We start from the raw sequence: 17293 nt of genomic DNA on the forward strand, positions 1-17293 counted from the left end.
GCAGAAAGAATTAACGGTGCAATTGAAGAGCTAAAACGAATCGGTAGAGGATATAGAAACAAGCAAAATTTTAGAACAGCTATTCTTTTTTTTCACGGTGACTTAAATGGATATTCACACAAAACCCAGTAGAACCATAAAAACAAAAAGCTTTGCAGATGCAAGGCTTTTTTTTTGATTGGATAAAAAAACACCTCACAACAAAATAATGCTGTGAGGTGTTAGTTTGAACTAGTGTCAAAGCAATTAGTTTGACACTTTAATAGTTTTACTTCAAAGCATTTACTTTCGCTTTCACTTCTTCCTCAGTTCCTTCAAAAGTTTGAGTGGTGGTCGTTCCGTTGGCTGTAGTAGTTACTGTCGCATTGGTTTTTCCGTTATCATTAGTCATTTCCACACGCACATCTTTCATTGTGGTCACTTTGATGGTTTGTGTCTTTTCGCCCACAAATTTTCCATCGGCTTCGAACATGGACAAACATTTGGCGGTACATTCTTCTGAACAGCCATTTTCTTTGCACATCGCTGCGCATTCGTCTTTGGTCATGTTGGCCATTTTTGCAGGGTCACATTTTTTGGCTTCGCACATCATTTCTGTTGTAGCTCCACCTGCGCAACAAGACGCTGTTGCAGCGGTATCAGCATGCCCACTTCCTAAGATAGGTGCGATTACTAATCCAATCAAACAAGTCAATTTGATTAAAATATTCATAGATGGTCCAGAGGTATCTTTGAATGGATCTCCAACCGTATCTCCTGTAACCGCAGCTTTATGCGCATCAGAACCTTTGTACGTCATTTCTCCATTGATCATAACCCCAGCTTCAAAAGATTTCTTTGCATTATCCCAAGCACCTCCAGCGTTATTTTGGAAAACCGCCCAAAGTACACCAGAAACTGTTACTCCAGCCATATAGCCTCCTAACATTTCAGCAATTAATTGGTTGTTATCACCGTAAACTAATTTTCCAAGTAAAACAATAGCAATTGGAAACCCGATAGTTAAAACCCCAGGCAACATCATTTCACGTAAAGCCGCTTTGGTTGAAATCTCCACACATTTGCCATATTCTGGTTTTCCAGTTCCTTCCATAATACCTGGAATCTCTTTGAACTGACGACGTACTTCGTAAACCATATCCATAGCCGCTTTTCCAACAGAATTCATCGCTAAAGCCGAGAACACCACCGGAATCATTCCACCCACAAATAACATTGCTAAAACAGGTGCTTTGAAAATATTGATTCCATCAATTCCTGTAAAAGTTACATAAGCCGCAAACAAGGCCAATGATGTTAACGCAGCAGAAGCAATCGCAAAACCTTTTCCAGTTGCTGCGGTAGTGTTTCCAACAGAATCCAAAATATCGGTTCTCGTACGCACTTCTTTTGGCAATTCACTCATTTCTGCAATTCCACCAGCGTTGTCTGATATAGGTCCAAATGCATCAATTGCTAATTGCATTGCAGTAGTAGCCATCATAGCAGAAGCTGCTAAAGCCACACCATAAAATCCTGCCAACGCATAAGAAGTCCAAATGGCGGCTGCAAATAATAAAACCGTTGGGAAAGTAGAAATCATTCCTGTTGCTAAACCAGCAATTACATTAGTTCCAGCACCAGTTGATGATTTTTGGACAATAGCCATTACTGGTTTTGTTCCTAAACCAGTGTAATATTCCGTTACGGAAGAAATCGTTCCCCCCACGATCAAACCTACAATCGTTGCATAGAAAACACGCATTGAGTCGATGTCTTTCATTCCTTCGCCATAAAACTCCATTTTCATGGTCGTAGGTAACATATATTGTACTAAAAAATAACATGCGATTAATGTTAAACCAATAGACACCCAGTTTCCAATGTTTAAGGCTTTTTGTACTTGTGCTTCTTTGGCATCATCACTGCTGATTTTTACCAACATGGTTCCGATGATAGAAAACAAAATTCCAAAACCAGCAATCGCCATCGGCAATAAAATTGGACCGATTCCGCCAAAGGCATCTTCGATTTTACCGCCCATATCTTTAATCACGTAGTTTCCAAGAACCATTGCTGCCAATACAGTCGCTACATACGAACCAAATAAATCGGCACCCATACCGGCAACGTCACCCACATTATCTCCCACATTATCAGCGATAGTTGCAGGGTTTCTTGGATCGTCTTCAGGAATTCCAGCTTCTACTTTACCTACTAAATCAGCACCAACATCGGCTGCTTTGGTGTAAATTCCACCACCAACACGAGCAAACAATGCGATAGATTCAGCTCCTAAAGAAAAACCAGCTAAGGTTTCTAGAACAATCGTCATGTCTTCGGTAGAAGTCCATTCGCCATTCATAAAAATTCTGAAAAAGATAATAAAAAAACCGGTCAACCCTAAAACAGCTAAACCAGCTACACCTAATCCCATTACGGTTCCTCCACCAAAAGACACTTTTAAAGCTTGAGGTAAACTAGTACGTGCGGCTTGAGTAGTTCTTACATTGGTTTTGGTGGCAATTTTCATTCCCATATTTCCAGCCCAAGCCGAGAAAAATGCTCCAAAAATAAAGGCTATAACTATTAACAAATGGGTCTTTACACCAGGTAAAAAAGTGATTCCTGCCAAAACAGCACTTGCTAAAAGTACAAACACCGCCAATAATCTATATTCTGCTTTTAAAAAGGCTAAAGCTCCTTCATAAATATAATCTGATATCTCCTTCATTTTGCCATCACCAGCATCTTGTTTGAGCACCCAAGCTCTTTTTACCCACATGAACAAAAGTCCAATAAGCGCCATTACAATAGGCACGTAAATCATAAATGCATTCATAAAAAAAATATTTTTGGTTAGTTAAATAATCTAGTTGGTAACGAATTTAAACAAAAAAAGCAACACTCATTACTGAGTATTGCTTTTTTTATAAATTTTGATGGTTAAAATTATTTAATACTAAATAATCCCTCTGGTTTATTTTCGATTTCATCAAAACGCTTCGTACATTCTTTAATGATTGCATACGCTTCATTCACGTCTCCCCAACCTTCAACATCTACTTTTTTGTTTTCCAAATCTTTGTAAACTTGAAAGAAATGTTCAATCTCTTTTAACAAGTGTGGATTTACATCTGAAAGATTTTCTAATGAATTCCAAATTGGATCAGAAACAGGCACACAGATTACTTTTTCATCTGGCCCTTTATCGTCTGCCATGTGAAAAACGCCAATTGGTTTCACTTCCATTACACATCCAGGAAAAGTTGGCTCATTTACCAATACCAAAACATCCAATGGATCGCCATCTAAGGCCAATGTTTCTGGAATAAATCCATAATCTGCTGGATACATCATAGAAGAGAATAACATTCTATCGAAACGCATTCTTTTAATAGCAAAATCGTACTCGTATTTGTTTCTACTTCCTCTTGGTATTTCGATCAATACATCGAAAGTTTTTAATTTGTCTGCAGTCATTTTTATTACCTCTTAGCTTTATATAATTTTTTTGCAAAAGTATGCAAACCGAACGTTTTTACAAGAAAAAAATAAGGATATATAGCTATAACGTTTTCGACAATTTAAGGATTATAAACCACTTTTCGATTTCGTTTGCACAAATAGTGATGCCATAACAAATAAGTAGCAAAAGAACGATGGGGTTTCCACAGTTGTGCGCGCTGCTCCATCTGCTCTTTGTCGTGTAGGTTAAATAATTCTTTGAAAGTATTTACCACGGCGATATCACCAAGAGGTAACAAATCTGGTGCTTGAAGCGAAAACATCAAATAAATATCGATAGTCCAATGACCGATGCCTTTTATTTTGATTAATTTTTCTCGAACCACTTCAGCAGAAAGTGTAGACAATTCTTCTAAAACTAATTCTTTTGACAGGAGTGCAGCAGCCAAAGCTTTGATGTAGGATATTTTTTGACGACTAACGCCCACTGCCTTTAATTGCTCATCATTAAGTTGCACAACCATTTCTGAAGAAAAGGGTTTTGCGATTTCTTTTATTCGCAAAAAAGTCGCTTTAGCGGAATCAATAGAAACTTGTTGTTCTAGAATCAAGAGTACGAGTGTCTCGAAACCTTCGGGGCGTTGTGGAATGGTGGGCAAACCGTACGTTTCGACTATAGTCTTGAAAATGGGTTCTTGGGTAATTAATAACGAAAAAGGTTCTTGCATAATCGATTTTTTAGCCCAGATGGAAGCGGCATCCTCTAGTGGCGGGGTTCGACACTAGAGATATAGCGTACAGCTGGATTAGCTCCTAAAAATTAAATCCAAAGGTTCCTTTGACCGTGAAATTTTGTGCTTCGGGCGTGTTGAGATAGCTACCGCGCCATGCAAAATCTATTCTAAATACTTTGAAAATATTTCCAATTCCGGCGCTGTATTCCCAATAAATGTTCTCGGGCGCCACATAGGGTAACCCAGAGGCATTGATGGCTCGGTTGGCATCTGAGATCGTTCCATAAACGCCTTTTACCCCCACTACCTCTCTCCAATTGAGCTTTCGCATGAAGGGAATTCGAGCAAACAAACGCCCTTGGAAGTTGTGATTCCATTGTAAGGTTACGTATTGATCGCTTATGAATTCGTAGAAATTCAGATTATTGAAGGTATTCTCGATACTGAAATAGGTTTGATTCCCAGGAATAACACTCATCAATCCTAAAGGAATGGTGCCAAATGTTTTTCCGGCTTCTAAAATTAAATTGGTTCTTCCGAGTGGTCCGATAATGAACGGCTGTTTGTAATACACCTGAATTTTATCATATCTAAAGTCACTATTTAAGACACCTTTGAATCCGTGGCTAAAATTGACAAAAACACGACTGTACGGACTGTCTACAATATCACGTTCTACGCCAAACCCTATGGTTTTTCGGTTGGGAGTGTACTCAATTTGAAGATTTGCTTCGGACTGTTTCACCTCACTTTTTGTAACACCCAGAGGATTCGAAGCCGATGGCAAAGTCGTATAATAATCTAAACTAAAGGTTGGCGAGGCAGAAACTAAGGTGCGATGTGAAATCCCAGTTTGAAAGGTCCAGTTCTTAAAAGGTTCTATCTCGAATGAAAAACTGGTCAGGTTAATGTTTGTGAGCTTTCCGTTACTTCCTGTAGTAAACAAAGCCGAAGAAGCAAAACTTCGTCCCAAGACATCATTGGTCGTGGTCAAACTGGCTCCAATTTGCTCAATGTCTCGGCGATTTCCTCCCGAAATGATGATTCGATTTTTCTTATCGACCATCCATTTTCCTGAAACACCATATTTGATTTTTTGATCATTAAAACCATAGGCTGTAAAAGCCTGAACGCGCCAGGGGTCATTGGGGCCAAAATAGGTTCTTCCGCCCAAACGAAGTCGAATACCCTCTACTTCGTTATAACCAAAGGTGGAAAAAACATTACCAAAATCAAAGTTATTGAACTCTACATAACCACTTCCTAAGATAGAAACCAAGCTGTACAATTGCTTAAACTTTTTGACGGTTTGCAAGGTGTCGAGCATTTTGTAAACACCTTTTTCGTCTTTGGAAAGCTTTTCAAAGCGATTCTCTTCCCAATATTCTTCGGACTTGTTGTAAACTTCGTTGTCTATAAAATTGACTTCGTCTTTGTAAAAAGAAGTGGGTTTAGGCTTATTGAACTCGTGATTGCGATAAAAAGAAGTTCTTTTGCCATAAACACCTTTTGATTTTTCTTTTTTGTTCAAAGCAAAATCCGACATCAAATAATCGCGAGTCAAAAGAAAAACAGAGTCGTTCATTACCTCAAATTCTTGTTCGATATAAATATCTTTAACCCAGTTGATATTGGCACTCTTGGTTACCGCCATATTAATTTTCTTGATAGCAAAAGTGGTATCGTTTACCCAAAAATCGCCTTTGAAGGTTAATTCGTTTTTACGTCTCGGATAGAAAACGATATTAAAACACCATTTGTTATCGATTAATGCGCTATCACGCAACACATAATTATAGACATCAATCCCTGTTCTAGAAAGCGGACTGGTAAAACTTTTGTCGAAAAAAGTCAAGTGATTGTCATAGATATTGTAATCAGAATACAAATCTTTAACAAAAGCTAGGATTTGCTGATTTCCATTAAATCCAGAGGTTTTATTGGCTTTATTGATTTCTTTGACTTTCTTGATGGTATTGTCTCCATACACATCGTACAAAGCTTCGTTGATAAAAATCGGCAAATACGTTTTTCCAGTAACTTTTGATGTATCGACTTGTTTAAAGACAAACTCCATGCCTTTGAAAATTCTATTCTTCATAAAAGCACTGTCAATGGTGTTCATATCAAATTCAATCTTCTCATATTTCTCCATTTGGTATTGATTGAATTGATACAAACCATTTTTGCGTTTGCGTTCCCAAATTTTACGCAAAATATCTAAGGCAGGATTGTTTTTCTTGGAAGTTTTGCCAGTAAAAATAACCACTTCATTCAATTCTTCCATTTCTTTCAATACAATTTTAAAATTGTAATTCACCGCCTTTTCTAAAGTGATTTCCTTATCCGAAAAGCCAGCCGAGGTAATTACTAAAACCGTATAGTTTTTTGGAGACTCAATGTAAAAACGCCCATCTTCGTTAGATACAATTCCAACGTTAGAATTTTTAAACACAACATTAGCATAGGGAATTGGTTGATTGGCTTTATCGACCACAATACCGCTAACCTTAGTTTGTGCTTTTACAACAGCAACTGATGCAAATAGAAGTATAATGAGATATAAAATTGATTTTTTCATAATAAAAAAAGGGCTTCATCGAATGCGTATCGATGAAGCCCCAAATATAATAAGTTAGATGATAAGTAGTCGTCTTAAACCGCTACTAGGACTGTTAAAAAAAACCTATTTTATGCTTTTTAACCTCTCTTATTTTCTGTACATCACTTTTTTAACTGCTTTAACTACGTCATCAGCGTTTGGCAACCACTCTTTTAATAGTACAGGAGAGTAAGGTGCTGGTGTATCAGCTGTTGTGATTCTTTGAATTGGCGCATCCAAGAAATCAAAAGCCTGTTCTTGAACTAAATAAGTAATTTCTGAAGATACACTAGCAAAAGGCCAAGCCTCTTCTAAAATTACCAAACGATTTGTTTTCTTAACCGATTTCAAAATCGCTTCTGTATCCATAGGACGAACCGTTCTCAAATCGATTATTTCACAAGAAATCCCTTCTTTGGCCAAGTCATCAGCTGCCTTAAAAGCTTCTTTAATGATTTTACCAAAAGAAACAATTGTCACATCGGTTCCTTCTCTAGGAACATCTGCCACTCCAAGTGGTATAGTATATTCACCATCTGGCACTTCGCCTTTGTCTCCATACATTTGTTCTGATTCCATGAAAATCACCGGATCGTTATCACGAATGGCCGATTTCAACAATCCTTTGGCATCATATACATTCGAAGGCACTACAACTTTTAGCCCTGGAGTATTCGCAAACCAATTCTCGATAGCTTGAGAGTGCGTTGCTCCTAATTGTCCCGCAGAAGCTGTTGGTCCTCTAAAAACAATTGGAATATTGAATTGCCCACCAGACATTTGACGCATCTTGGCAGCATTATTAATAATTTGATCAATACCCACCATACAAAAGTTGAAGGTCATGTATTCTACAATCGGACGACATCCATTCATGGCTGAACCTACAGCAATACCAGTAAAACCAAGCTCTGCAATAGGAGTATCGATTACTCGTTTTTCACCAAATTCGGCCAACATCCCTTTCGATGCTTTGTAGGCACCATTGTATTCAGCAACTTCTTCACCCATTAAGTATATGGACTCATCGCGACGCATTTCTTCACTCATCGCTTCGCAAATCGCCTCTCTAAATTGTATCGTTCTCATATTATAATATCTATGTGTGTTTTTTCGAACAGCAAAAATAAATATTTTAAACTAGTTTAAAGCATAAAATAGGTTTAAAATTATTTAGGAGCTATTTCCAGCTATCCGCTCTATCTCTAGTGGCGAACCCCGCCACTAGAGGATGCCGCTCCTATCTGGGCTAGGGTTCAGCTTACAAAAGACCTATTTCATTTTCATATCAAGAAAGTGTTTAAAACAAATAAAATTAATTTTGTTAAAAAGAGAGCAAACGAAAACAACACTAATTCCTGCCCAGCCGTTTCTTTGAAAGTTTTCTGAGAGAACACAGACCCTCCAGCGAAATCGTAATAGTTTTGAAAAAATATTATGCATGCATAGTAAATATTCCAATTATTATTTTAAATTTGTAATGCTTTATCAAAAAAAACAAGTCTTATGAAAATATTAGTTTGCATCAGTCACGTTCCTGATACTACTTCAAAAATCAATTTCGTTAATGGTGATTCAGAATTCGACACCAATGGCGTTCAGTACGTTATCAATCCAAATGACGAATTTGGATTAACTAGAGCAATCTGGTTTCAAGAACAACAAGGCGCAACGGTAACTGTTGTAAATGTTGGTGGACCAGACACCGAACCTACTTTAAGAAAAGCCTTAGCTATTGGAGCCAACGAAGCAATTCGTGTAAATGCCAATCCAACGGATGGTTTCTTCGTTGCCAAACAATTGGCAGAAGTAATTAAAAATGGCGGATACGATTTAGTAATCGCTGGAAAAGAATCATTAGATTATAACGGTGGAATGGTTCCTGGAATGATTGCTGGAATCTTAGGCTACAACTTTTTGAACTCTTGCGTGAGCTTAACTGTAGACGGAAATGCCGTTACTGCTTCCAGAGAAATCGATGGTGGAAAAGAAACTGTTGCTACAACATTACCCTTAATCATTGGAGGTCAAAAAGGTTTAGTTGAAGAGAAAGATTTGCGTATTCCAAACATGAGAGGAATTATGACAGCAAGAACAAAAGCCTTAACTATTTTAGAGCCTGTAGATGCTAATGTAGCTACTAAAGCAGTAAAATTTGACAAACCAGCTCCAAAATCAGCAGTAAAATTGGTAGCAGCGGATAACTTGGATGAACTAATCAGTTTGTTACACAACGAAGCTAAAGTAATTTAGTATTCAGTAATCCGTTTTTAGTGTTCCGTTTAAAAATCTAAAATAATTCAGTTTTTAGTATCTGTTTTTTAAGTTTTAAAACTTTAAATCTTAAACTTTAAACTCTTAAACAAAAAAATCATGTCAATATTAATATACGCAGAATCTGCAGAAGGAAAATTCAAAAAAGTAGCATTCGAGCTTGCATCTTATGCTAAAAAAGTAGCAGAAACGTTAAGCACCACAGTAACAGCTGTAACTGTAAATGCTGGTGATGTTTCAGAATTATCAAATTATGGTGTAGATAAAGTTTTAAAAGTATCTAATGACCAATTAGCAACTTTTTCAGCAAAAGCTTACGCGGATGTAATCAAACAAGCTGCTCAAAAAGAGGGTTCAAAAGTGGTGATTCTTTCATCAACTACAGATAGCATTTATTTGTCTTCATTAGTAGCTGTTGGTTTAGAAGCAGGTTTTGCATCGAACGTTGTTGGATTGCCAGTAAGCACAACTCCTTTTCAAGTAAAAAGAACCGCTTTTTCAAACAAAGCTTTCAATACAACCGAAATTAGCACTGAAGTAAAAGTATTAGGAATTGCCAAAAATTCTTATGGTATTTTCGAAAATGCAAGTTCGTTAACAGAAGAAGATTTTAATCCAACCATCGATGCTAACGATTTTGGTGTGAAAGTTACTTCAGTTGAAAAAAGTTCAGGAAAAATTTCAATTGCCGATGCTGATATTGTAGTGTCAGCAGGACGCGGAATGAAAGGGCCAGAAAACTGGGGTATGATAGAGGAATTAGCAGGCGTTTTAGGCGCTGCAACTGCTTGTTCAAAACCAGTTTCCGACTTAGGATGGAGACCTCACGGAGAACACGTTGGACAAACAGGAAAACCAGTTGCCACTAACTTATACATTGCAGTAGGTATTTCTGGAGCGATTCAACACATTGCAGGTATTAACTCTTCAAAAGTAAAAGTAGTTATCAATAGCGATCCAGAAGCACCTTTCTTCAAAGTGGCTGATTATGGAATTGTTGGAGACGCTTTCGAAATTGTCCCTCAATTGATTGAAAAATTCAAAGCTTTCAAAGCGCAACATTCATAAAAAACAATCTTTTTAAATTATAAGCTACCTAAAAACAAGATAATCGTATCTTTGCTTTAGGTAGCTCTTTTTTTTATGCCTTTTTTTGATTAAAATTGCACCTTTAAAAAACCGAATAACTAGCCACATCAGTAGTTATTTTTTCTATAAAAAATCCATGAGCTTAGTAAAATTAACCATAAAAGGAATATCATACAGTCAAACACAAAACGGAGCTTATGCTTTAATTTTGAACGAAGTGGATGGCGAACGAAAACTACCCATTGTTATTGGAGCTTTTGAAGCACAATCTATTGCTATTGCATTAGAAAAAGAAATCAAACCACCCCGCCCGTTAACACATGATTTATTTAAAAACTTTGCAGAACGTTTTGATATAGTTGTAAAGCAAGTTATTATTCACAAGTTGGTTGATGGCGTATTTTATTCTAGTATCATCTGTGAACGAGATAAAATAGAAGAAATTATAGACGCAAGAACATCAGATGCTATTGCATTAGCGCTTCGATTTAGTGCTCCTATTTTTACGTATAAAAATATTTTGGATAAGGCAGGCATTTACTTAAAATCAAATCCAAACCCAACAGATCCAGGTGCTGAAGAAATTGACAACATCCTCTCCAACCCCCAAACTTTTGGTCATGGAGAAGAAACGAATCAATCAGGACCAACCTATGCCAATCATAGCTTACAGGAACTAAACGAACTTTTAGAACAAGCTGTAGCCAATGAAGACTATGAAAAAGCAGCCAAAATAAGGGACGAAATATCCAAACGTTAAGCAAATAATCGTTTTTTAATAAAAGAAAGACACCCCAACAAAACAACTAATACTTGTGTTCATTCAATTGTATCCCTATGAAACTAAAACAACTCATTTTTGGCTTTGCACTACTTTTGGCGCAAGTTACTTTGGCACAAGACTATTATTTGCATTGCGGCTCTATACTTGATACGAAATCAGGCAAATTACTTCCAAATAAAACCATTGTTGTTACTAAAAACAAAATAGCTAAGATACAAGAAGGTTTTGTTGCCAAAGCCAATCCAAATGATATTGAAGTTGATTTAAAAAACAAATTCGTTTTACCCGGACTAATTGACCTTCATGTCCATATAGAAGGAGAACTAAACTCTAAAAGCTACGTTTCAAAATATGTAGACAATGAAGCCGATGTCGCTTTTCAAGCCGTGAATTGCGCTGAAATTACTTTACTGGCTGGTTTTACCACCGTTAGAGATTTAGGAGGAACGGGAGTTAATATTTCTCTACGAAATGCCATCAACAAAGGACTGATTAAAGGACCTAGAGTTTATACCGCAGGAAAAGCTATTGCCACAACAGGAGGTCACGCTGACCCAACAAACGGGAGCAACAGAAAACTCGTTGGTGATCCAGGACCACATGAAGGCGTAATCAATTCACCAGAAGAGGCAGTAAAAGCCGTTAGAGAACGCTATAAAGAAGGAGCAGATGTAATTAAAATCACCGCAACTGGAGGCGTTTTAAGTGTAGCAAAAAGCGGTAAGAACCCACAATTCTCTATTGAAGAAATAAAAGCCATTACGGCTACTGCCAAAGATTACAATATGCTAACCGCAGCACATGCTCATGGAGATGAAGGCATGCAAAGAGCCATATTAGGAGGAATCAAAACCATTGAACACGGTACTTTTATGAGCGAAGAAACCATGGAACTTATGAAAAAACACGACACTTACTTAGTTCCAACGCTTACTGCTGCAAAAGAAGTAGAAAAAAATGCAGAAGTACCAGGCTTCTATCCAGAAATAATAGTGCCTAAAGCTCGCGAAGTAGGTCCTCAAATTAAAGCCACCTTTGCCAAAGCCTACAAAAAAGGCGTAAAAATTGCCTTTGGAACCGATGCTGGCGTATTTCCACATGGAATAAATGGAAAAGAATTTGGATATATGGTCGAAGCTGGAATGCCAGAAATAGAAACCATTCAATCTGCAACCATCACCAATGCTCAATTACTTGGAATTGATAAAGAAGCTGGTCAACTAAAAGAATCTTTTTGGGCAGACATTATCGCTGTAAATGATAATCCTCTCAAAAACATCAAAACACTCGAAGAAGTTTCTTTTGTAATGAAAGACGGAAAAATTTATAAAAATCAATAAAAACGCTCCATACTATGAAACAATACCACGACTTAGTTAAGCACGTTTTGGAAAACGGCACACAAAAAGGAGATCGTACTGGAACGGGCACCAAGAGTGTATTTGGGTATCAAATGCGTTTTGATTTAGCCGAAGGATTCCCGATGGTAACTACCAAAAAACTACATTTAAAATCCATTATACATGAGTTGCTATGGTTTTTAAAAGGAGAAACTAATATTGCTTACCTACAAGAACATGGAGTGAAAATATGGGATGCTTGGGCAGACAGCAATGGAGATTTAGGACCAGTTTACGGCCACCAATGGCGTAATTGGAACAGTGAAGAAATTGATCAAATCTCCGATTTAATTACGGAACTAAAAACCAATCCCAATAGCCGAAGACTATTAGTTTCTGCATGGAATCCATCGGTATTACCAGATACTAAGAAATCCTTTGAGGAAAATGTGGCCAACAACAAGGCTGCTTTGCCCCCATGCCACGCTTTTTTTCAATTTTATGTGGCCGATGGGAAATTATCCTGTCAATTGTATCAACGAAGTGCTGATATTTTCTTAGGAGTACCTTTTAATATTGCATCATACGCATTACTAACACTTATGATAGCGCAAGTTTGCGACTTAGCTCCAGGCGAATTCATTCATACCTTTGGGGATGCACACATCTATAACAATCATTTTGAACAAATTGAATTGCAACTCTCCAGAGAACCAAGACCTTTGCCAAAAATGATATTAAACCCCAATATAAAAGACATCTTCGCCTTTACATACGAAGATTTCACCTTAGAAAATTACGACCCACATCCTACAATAAAAGGAAGCGTTGCTGTATAAAAAAACCGCTTAAATAGCGGTTTTTTAATATAATTTATAAAGCTAAAATAGAATTTTCAGCACCAGCATAATCATTCCACTTTAAACCGTCAGCTTCTGGGTCGTTAAGATAGGCGCCATCAACCCAATATTTAAATTCATAGGAAGAATCTTTAGGTAAATCGAAAACACCTTTAAAAGTACCATTTTTTAATTTTGCCAAAGTACCTTCTTCTACATTCCAGTTATTAAAATCACCTACTACTGCCGCAGAAGCTGCTTCTTTTGCTTCGATTGAAAACGTTACTTTACACACTGGTTTCGTTTTAACAAATTGTTTTTTAATAGCCATAACTTTTTGATTTTTAAAATTTTAAGACAAGGTAAGTGATTTAAAAACAACTACATACATCCTATATTCATTTTTATAACTTAATACAAATCAATGTTAAAAATTAAATAAATCAATAATTTAAAGACTATTAAAAAATAAAATTAGAAATTTACAAATTCTCAAAACCATGTAAAACTTGCTATAGATTATCACTTTTGGAAAATAAATTTTATCTTTATCTACAAAAAAAATATGGACCAAGCCACTCACGAACAATACGAATATGCTAGAAGAAGAATTAAGCAAAAAAAGAGATTGTACTTTCATTTTGTACTTTTTGCATTAACTAGCATTTTTTTATTCATAGCACATCGATTTTTTGCAATTGGAGCAGAAAATAATTGGTGCTTATGGATTATTACTTTTTGGGCTTTTTTATTTGTGCTTCACTTTATAAAAGTATTTATAACAGACCGCTTTATGGATAAAAATTGGGAAAGAGATCAAATTGATCGATTAGTAGCTTTGCAACAAAAAAAAATAAGTCAATTGCAACATCAAATTGAAAACGAAACCAAATAAAAAAATGATTACACTTATTGCCGCTGTGGCTGATAATCGTGCTTTAGGCAAAAACAACGATTTACTTTGGCACCTACCCAATGACTTTAAACGATTCAAAGCAATAACTTCGGGTCACTATATCATTATGGGCAGAAAAACTTTTGAAAGTTTCCCCAAGCCATTACCTAATAGAATCCATGTTATCATTACTCGACAAAAAAATTATCAACCCGAAGGATGCATTGTGGTTGATTCCATAGAAAAAGCGATTGAAGCTTGTTCTACAACAGATAACATTTATGTCATTGGAGGAGGAGAAATCTACAATTTAGCCATGCCTTATGCCGATCTATTGGATATTACTAGAGTGCATCATGAATTTGAAGCAGATACTTTTTTCCCTGAAATTGATCCTAAAAAGTGGCAATTGTCAGAATCCGAAAAACATTTGAAAGACGAGAAACACCTTTATGATTATAGTTTTGAAATCTATTCCCCGATAAAATAATCAAACGCTATAAAACAAAAAAACATCCTTTTCAGGATGTTTTTCGTTTTGTAAAAGAAATGATTTTGTTAATGACTTTCTAGTAACAGAATTTGAGACAACAATATTAAAATACCAAGAAACAATATTGATCCAGAGACTGAAATAATAATGTTTGATACTTTTTTTGAGTAAAACTCAAAGTAGCCTTTAATACCAAATACCACAAAGATACTAAAGACCAAAAAAATTAAAATTTCCAAAAACAAATTTAATCCTAAGAACGTATTTTGCGCTTGAAAAAAAGTACCGCTCACAAGAGCAATATTTTCAAAACTGATAACTAGAACAAAAGTGACTATCAGCGCAATGATAAACAATTTGATTTGAGTCATTAAATTAATTCTAATCATTTATGATTCTTTTACATGACAAATTTGACTAATATTTTCATACTGTACAATACCCACTTTTAGTGATATTTCATTTTTTTTTGACAACCTAAAAATGCACCTTTAAGAAAAGTCAATTCATAAAAATCTAGCTTTGAAATTAAATCAAGTACTATGATAATGGAGTTTATAGTATATTTGTAGAAATTAAAATACAATGTCAGAAAAAGTTACCCCCTATAAAGATTCACAGTTAAGCAAAAAAGAACAGGTCGCCACCATGTTCAACACGATATCAGGAAATTATGACAATTTAAACCGAGTTATTTCTTTTGGCATTGATATTAAATGGCGCAAAAAAGTACTGAATTTAGTAACAAAATCTAATCCAAGTACCATTCTTGATATTGCAACCGGCACAGGAGATTTAGCCATTTTAATGGCGCAAACCCAGGCTAAAAAAATCATAGGATTAGACATTTCGGCGGGGATGTTAGCGGTAGGCGTTGAAAAAATAGCCACCAAAAAACTTTCTAACCGTATCGAAATGCTTTTAGGCGACTCCGAGAACATGCCTTTTGAAGACAATTACTTTGATGCCATAACCGTGGCCTTTGGGGTTAGAAACTTTGAAAACCTAGAAAAAGGACTGTCAGAAATTTTAAGAGTATTAAAACCGGGAGGAACTTTTGTAATTTTAGAAACTTCAGTTCCTGAAAAAACGCCTTACAAACAGGGGTATCATTTTTATAGTAGAAATATTTTACCATTAATTGGAAGATTATTCTCAAAAGACAATACAGCTTACGGTTATTTGTCTGAATCATCGGCAGTTTTTCCTTATGGCGAACGATTGAACAATATTTTGAGAAAAACAGGGTTTATAGATGTAAAAGACATGCCTCAAACTTTTGGGGTGGCTTCCATATATTATGCATCAAAAAAATAATTAGAAACTATCCCGTTTCCTATGAAAAAAACACTTGTTCTCTTTTTTATGCTTTGTTTAACCTTTGCAAATGCACAAGGAAACAAACGCCTTTTTAGCAAAGACCCAATCATCAATTTAGAAAACTTTCAAAAACAAAAATTGTATTTTGGATTTTATATGGGTCTTAATGGTTTTGATTTCAAAATTGATTATAAAGACAACATCCCAGATATATTAATAAAAAGAAGTACCGGCTTTAATGTAGGATTGGTGTCTGATATAAGACTTCAAGAATACATCAACTTAAGATTTGAACCAGGATTATATTACACCAAAAGAGATTTGTACTACCCTAGCAGCTATTTTGCAACCACACCTACTGCAAGTGATAGATTAAGAGAAGTAAATAGTACTTATATTCATTTTCCTTTATTGGTTAAATTTTCTGCACTACGAACAGGAAATGTTAGACCCTACTTAGTAGGTGGTGGCTCATTTACATTAAATTTGTCCAGTAATGCCAAATCGTTGGACGACAATGCAGAGGGAAGATTCAGAATGAAATCATGGACAACCAACTATGAATTAGGCTTCGGAATTGATATTTTTTCTGAGTACTTTATTTTTTCACCATCCATACGAGGGGTTTTTGGAATAAATGATGAATTAATAAGAGACAAAGACCCCAATAGCCCTTGGACTAGCAATATTGAATCCATAAAAAACAGAGCTATTTTTATCAACTTTACTTTTCATTAAAAAACCCTACGCTTACATTCACTCAAAACAATTGCTGCAGCAGTAGCGACATTTAAACTTTCGGTTTGTTGTAAATCACCAAAACGCGGAATTGTAATTTTTTGGGTGACCAAAGCCTCTATTTCAGGAGAAATACCATTTGCTTCATTTCCTAAAATAACAATTCCTTCAGTTGGAAGTTCTGTGCTATACAAAACATCACCTTCCATAAAAGTACCCAAAACAGGTAATTTCGTCGCTTTTAAATATTCTTTTAAATCCAAATAATTCACATTCACCCTTGCGATAGAACCCATGGTAGCTTGCACTACTTTTGGATTATACAAATCGACTGTTTCTTTTGAGCAAATCACTTGCTTAATCCCAAACCAATCACACAATCTCAAAATCGTCCCCATATTTCCAGGATCACGAATCGTGTCTAACGCAACTGTAATTCCTTCATTCAAAATCGTTCTTTCTTTTGGAATTTTAAATACAGCCAAACACGTATTAGGAGTAGTTAAGGCGCTAATTTTTTTTAAATCAGCATCAGAAATAACGGTTTTTTGCGTTAACGGAATAGTTTTAAAATCATCAACAGTGCTATAAAGATGTTGCAACTCGAAATTAGAACGCAATAACTCATCAATTCCTTTTACGCCTTCGGCAATAAATAATTGATGCGCTAATCTATATTTTTTTTGATGCAAACTCGATATAAGCTTTATTTGGTTTTTACTAACCATAAAAAAATGT

17 protein-coding genes are annotated in these 17293 nt (G+C 35.9%); 9 read left to right on the forward strand and 8 right to left on the reverse strand.

Translation table 11 applies throughout. The annotated features are described in order from the left end of the window. Positions 1 to 268: 268 nt before the first annotated feature. From O9307_RS14060 to O9307_RS14080, 5 genes are all read right to left on the reverse strand, one after another. On the reverse strand, positions 269 to 2821 hold the full coding sequence (locus O9307_RS14060) for a sodium-translocating pyrophosphatase (RefSeq protein ID WP_298300452.1): 2553 nt from the start codon (positions 2819 to 2821) through the stop codon (positions 269 to 271). 110 nt (positions 2822 to 2931) lie between these two features. After that, positions 2932 to 3462 carry an inorganic diphosphatase gene (locus O9307_RS14065; RefSeq protein WP_298300455.1) on the reverse strand — a complete coding sequence of 177 codons (531 nt, stop codon included), beginning with the start codon at positions 3460 to 3462 and terminating at the stop codon, positions 2932 to 2934. Between the two features lie 104 nt (positions 3463 to 3566). Continuing rightward, entirely contained in the window at positions 3567 to 4175 is a 609-nt protein-coding gene (locus tag O9307_RS14070) for a DNA-3-methyladenine glycosylase 2 family protein (protein WP_298300458.1), read from the reverse strand. A gap of 85 nt (positions 4176 to 4260) precedes the next feature. After that, complete coding sequence (locus O9307_RS14075; protein ID WP_298300462.1) at positions 4261 to 6762, reverse strand: DUF5686 and carboxypeptidase-like regulatory domain-containing protein; 2502 nt, start codon at positions 6760 to 6762, stop codon at positions 4261 to 4263. Positions 6763 to 6891: 129 nt separating this feature from the next. Beyond that, positions 6892 to 7911 carry a pyruvate dehydrogenase complex E1 component subunit beta gene (locus tag O9307_RS14080; protein ID WP_298300561.1) on the reverse strand — a complete coding sequence of 340 codons (1020 nt, stop codon included), beginning with the start codon at positions 7909 to 7911 and terminating at the stop codon, positions 6892 to 6894. 378 nt (positions 7912 to 8289) lie between these two features. On the opposite strand from O9307_RS14080, the gene O9307_RS14085 reads away from it, so the two are divergent. From O9307_RS14085 to O9307_RS14105, 5 genes are all read left to right on the forward strand, one after another. Beyond that, complete coding sequence (locus O9307_RS14085) at positions 8290 to 9036, forward strand: electron transfer flavoprotein subunit beta/FixA family protein (protein ID WP_159687800.1); 747 nt, start codon at positions 8290 to 8292, stop codon at positions 9034 to 9036. Positions 9037 to 9156: 120 nt separating this feature from the next. Further along, entirely contained in the window at positions 9157 to 10125 is a 969-nt protein-coding gene (locus tag O9307_RS14090; RefSeq protein ID WP_298300469.1) for an electron transfer flavoprotein subunit alpha/FixB family protein, read from the forward strand. A gap of 157 nt (positions 10126 to 10282) precedes the next feature. Then, positions 10283 to 10906 (forward strand): bifunctional nuclease family protein, encoded by a 624-nt coding sequence (locus O9307_RS14095; RefSeq protein ID WP_064715563.1) that lies wholly within the window; start codon positions 10283 to 10285, stop codon positions 10904 to 10906. A gap of 77 nt (positions 10907 to 10983) precedes the next feature. After that, positions 10984 to 12270 carry an amidohydrolase family protein gene (locus O9307_RS14100; protein WP_298300472.1) on the forward strand — a complete coding sequence of 429 codons (1287 nt, stop codon included), beginning with the start codon at positions 10984 to 10986 and terminating at the stop codon, positions 12268 to 12270. Positions 12271 to 12284: 14 nt separating this feature from the next. After that, complete coding sequence (locus tag O9307_RS14105) at positions 12285 to 13109, forward strand: thymidylate synthase (protein ID WP_298300474.1); 825 nt, start codon at positions 12285 to 12287, stop codon at positions 13107 to 13109. Positions 13110 to 13143: 34 nt separating this feature from the next. Here O9307_RS14105 and O9307_RS14110 read toward each other — a convergent pair whose 3' ends face one another. After that, positions 13144 to 13440, reverse strand: coding sequence for an isoamylase early set domain-containing protein (locus O9307_RS14110; protein ID WP_298300476.1), 297 nt, complete (start codon positions 13438 to 13440; stop codon positions 13144 to 13146). 234 nt (positions 13441 to 13674) lie between these two features. Between O9307_RS14110 and O9307_RS14115 the strand changes: the two genes are divergently transcribed. Together O9307_RS14115 and O9307_RS14120 are read left to right on the forward strand one after the other, a co-directional pair. Further along, positions 13675 to 14004 carry a 2TM domain-containing protein gene (locus O9307_RS14115; RefSeq protein WP_298300478.1) on the forward strand — a complete coding sequence of 110 codons (330 nt, stop codon included), beginning with the start codon at positions 13675 to 13677 and terminating at the stop codon, positions 14002 to 14004. 4 nt (positions 14005 to 14008) lie between these two features. Continuing rightward, positions 14009 to 14494, forward strand: a complete 486-nt coding sequence (locus O9307_RS14120) for a dihydrofolate reductase (RefSeq protein ID WP_298300481.1) — start codon at positions 14009 to 14011, stop codon at positions 14492 to 14494. Positions 14495 to 14562: 68 nt separating this feature from the next. On the opposite strand, the gene O9307_RS14125 is transcribed toward O9307_RS14120, so the two are convergent. Continuing rightward, a complete protein-coding gene (locus tag O9307_RS14125; RefSeq protein WP_298300483.1) occupies positions 14563 to 14886 on the reverse strand; it encodes a hypothetical protein in 324 nt (107 codons plus the stop codon). Positions 14887 to 15082: 196 nt separating this feature from the next. Here O9307_RS14125 and ubiE point away from each other — a divergent pair, with 196 nt between their 5' ends. Both ubiE and O9307_RS14135 read left to right on the forward strand, forming a co-directional pair. Then, a complete protein-coding gene (gene ubiE / locus O9307_RS14130; protein ID WP_298300486.1) occupies positions 15083 to 15814 on the forward strand; it encodes a bifunctional demethylmenaquinone methyltransferase/2-methoxy-6-polyprenyl-1,4-benzoquinol methylase UbiE in 732 nt (243 codons plus the stop codon). Between the two features lie 21 nt (positions 15815 to 15835). Next, positions 15836 to 16555, forward strand: a complete 720-nt coding sequence (locus O9307_RS14135) for a porin family protein (protein ID WP_298300489.1) — start codon at positions 15836 to 15838, stop codon at positions 16553 to 16555. Here the strand turns inward: O9307_RS14135 and O9307_RS14140 are convergent. After that, positions 16552 to 17283, reverse strand: coding sequence for an RNA methyltransferase (locus tag O9307_RS14140; protein ID WP_298300492.1), 732 nt, complete (start codon positions 17281 to 17283; stop codon positions 16552 to 16554). The two genes, O9307_RS14135 and O9307_RS14140, sit on opposite strands and share 4 nt — an antisense overlap. Positions 17284 to 17293 lie beyond the last annotated feature (10 nt).

This window comes from Flavobacterium sp. (assembly GCF_027531905.1).
Lineage (GTDB): Bacteria > Bacteroidota > Bacteroidia > Flavobacteriales > Flavobacteriaceae > Flavobacterium.

Excerpts from the sequence above, each read along its gene's own strand:
- O9307_RS14060 (WP_298300452.1), bottom strand. The coding sequence starts at position 2,821 with ATGAATGCATTTATGATTTACGTGCCTATTGTAATGGCGCTTATTGGA.
- O9307_RS14065 (WP_298300455.1), bottom strand. The coding sequence starts at position 3,462 with ATGACTGCAGACAAATTAAAAACTTTCGATGTATTGATCGAAATACCA.
- O9307_RS14070 (WP_298300458.1), bottom strand. The coding sequence starts at position 4,175 with ATGCAAGAACCTTTTTCGTTATTAATTACCCAAGAACCCATTTTCAAG.
- O9307_RS14075 (WP_298300462.1), bottom strand. The coding sequence starts at position 6,762 with ATGAAAAAATCAATTTTATATCTCATTATACTTCTATTTGCATCAGTT.
- O9307_RS14085 (WP_159687800.1), top strand. The coding sequence starts at position 8,290 with ATGAAAATATTAGTTTGCATCAGTCACGTTCCTGATACTACTTCAAAA.
- O9307_RS14090 (WP_298300469.1), top strand. The coding sequence starts at position 9,157 with ATGTCAATATTAATATACGCAGAATCTGCAGAAGGAAAATTCAAAAAA.
- O9307_RS14095 (WP_064715563.1), top strand. The coding sequence starts at position 10,283 with ATGAGCTTAGTAAAATTAACCATAAAAGGAATATCATACAGTCAAACA.
- O9307_RS14100 (WP_298300472.1), top strand. The coding sequence starts at position 10,984 with ATGAAACTAAAACAACTCATTTTTGGCTTTGCACTACTTTTGGCGCAA.
- O9307_RS14105 (WP_298300474.1), top strand. The coding sequence starts at position 12,285 with ATGAAACAATACCACGACTTAGTTAAGCACGTTTTGGAAAACGGCACA.
- O9307_RS14110 (WP_298300476.1), bottom strand. The coding sequence starts at position 13,440 with ATGGCTATTAAAAAACAATTTGTTAAAACGAAACCAGTGTGTAAAGTA.
- O9307_RS14115 (WP_298300478.1), top strand. The coding sequence starts at position 13,675 with ATGGACCAAGCCACTCACGAACAATACGAATATGCTAGAAGAAGAATT.
- O9307_RS14120 (WP_298300481.1), top strand. The coding sequence starts at position 14,009 with ATGATTACACTTATTGCCGCTGTGGCTGATAATCGTGCTTTAGGCAAA.
- O9307_RS14125 (WP_298300483.1), bottom strand. The coding sequence starts at position 14,886 with ATGATTAGAATTAATTTAATGACTCAAATCAAATTGTTTATCATTGCG.
- ubiE (WP_298300486.1), top strand. The coding sequence starts at position 15,083 with ATGTCAGAAAAAGTTACCCCCTATAAAGATTCACAGTTAAGCAAAAAA.
- O9307_RS14135 (WP_298300489.1), top strand. The coding sequence starts at position 15,836 with ATGAAAAAAACACTTGTTCTCTTTTTTATGCTTTGTTTAACCTTTGCA.
- O9307_RS14140 (WP_298300492.1), bottom strand. The coding sequence starts at position 17,283 with ATGGTTAGTAAAAACCAAATAAAGCTTATATCGAGTTTGCATCAAAAA.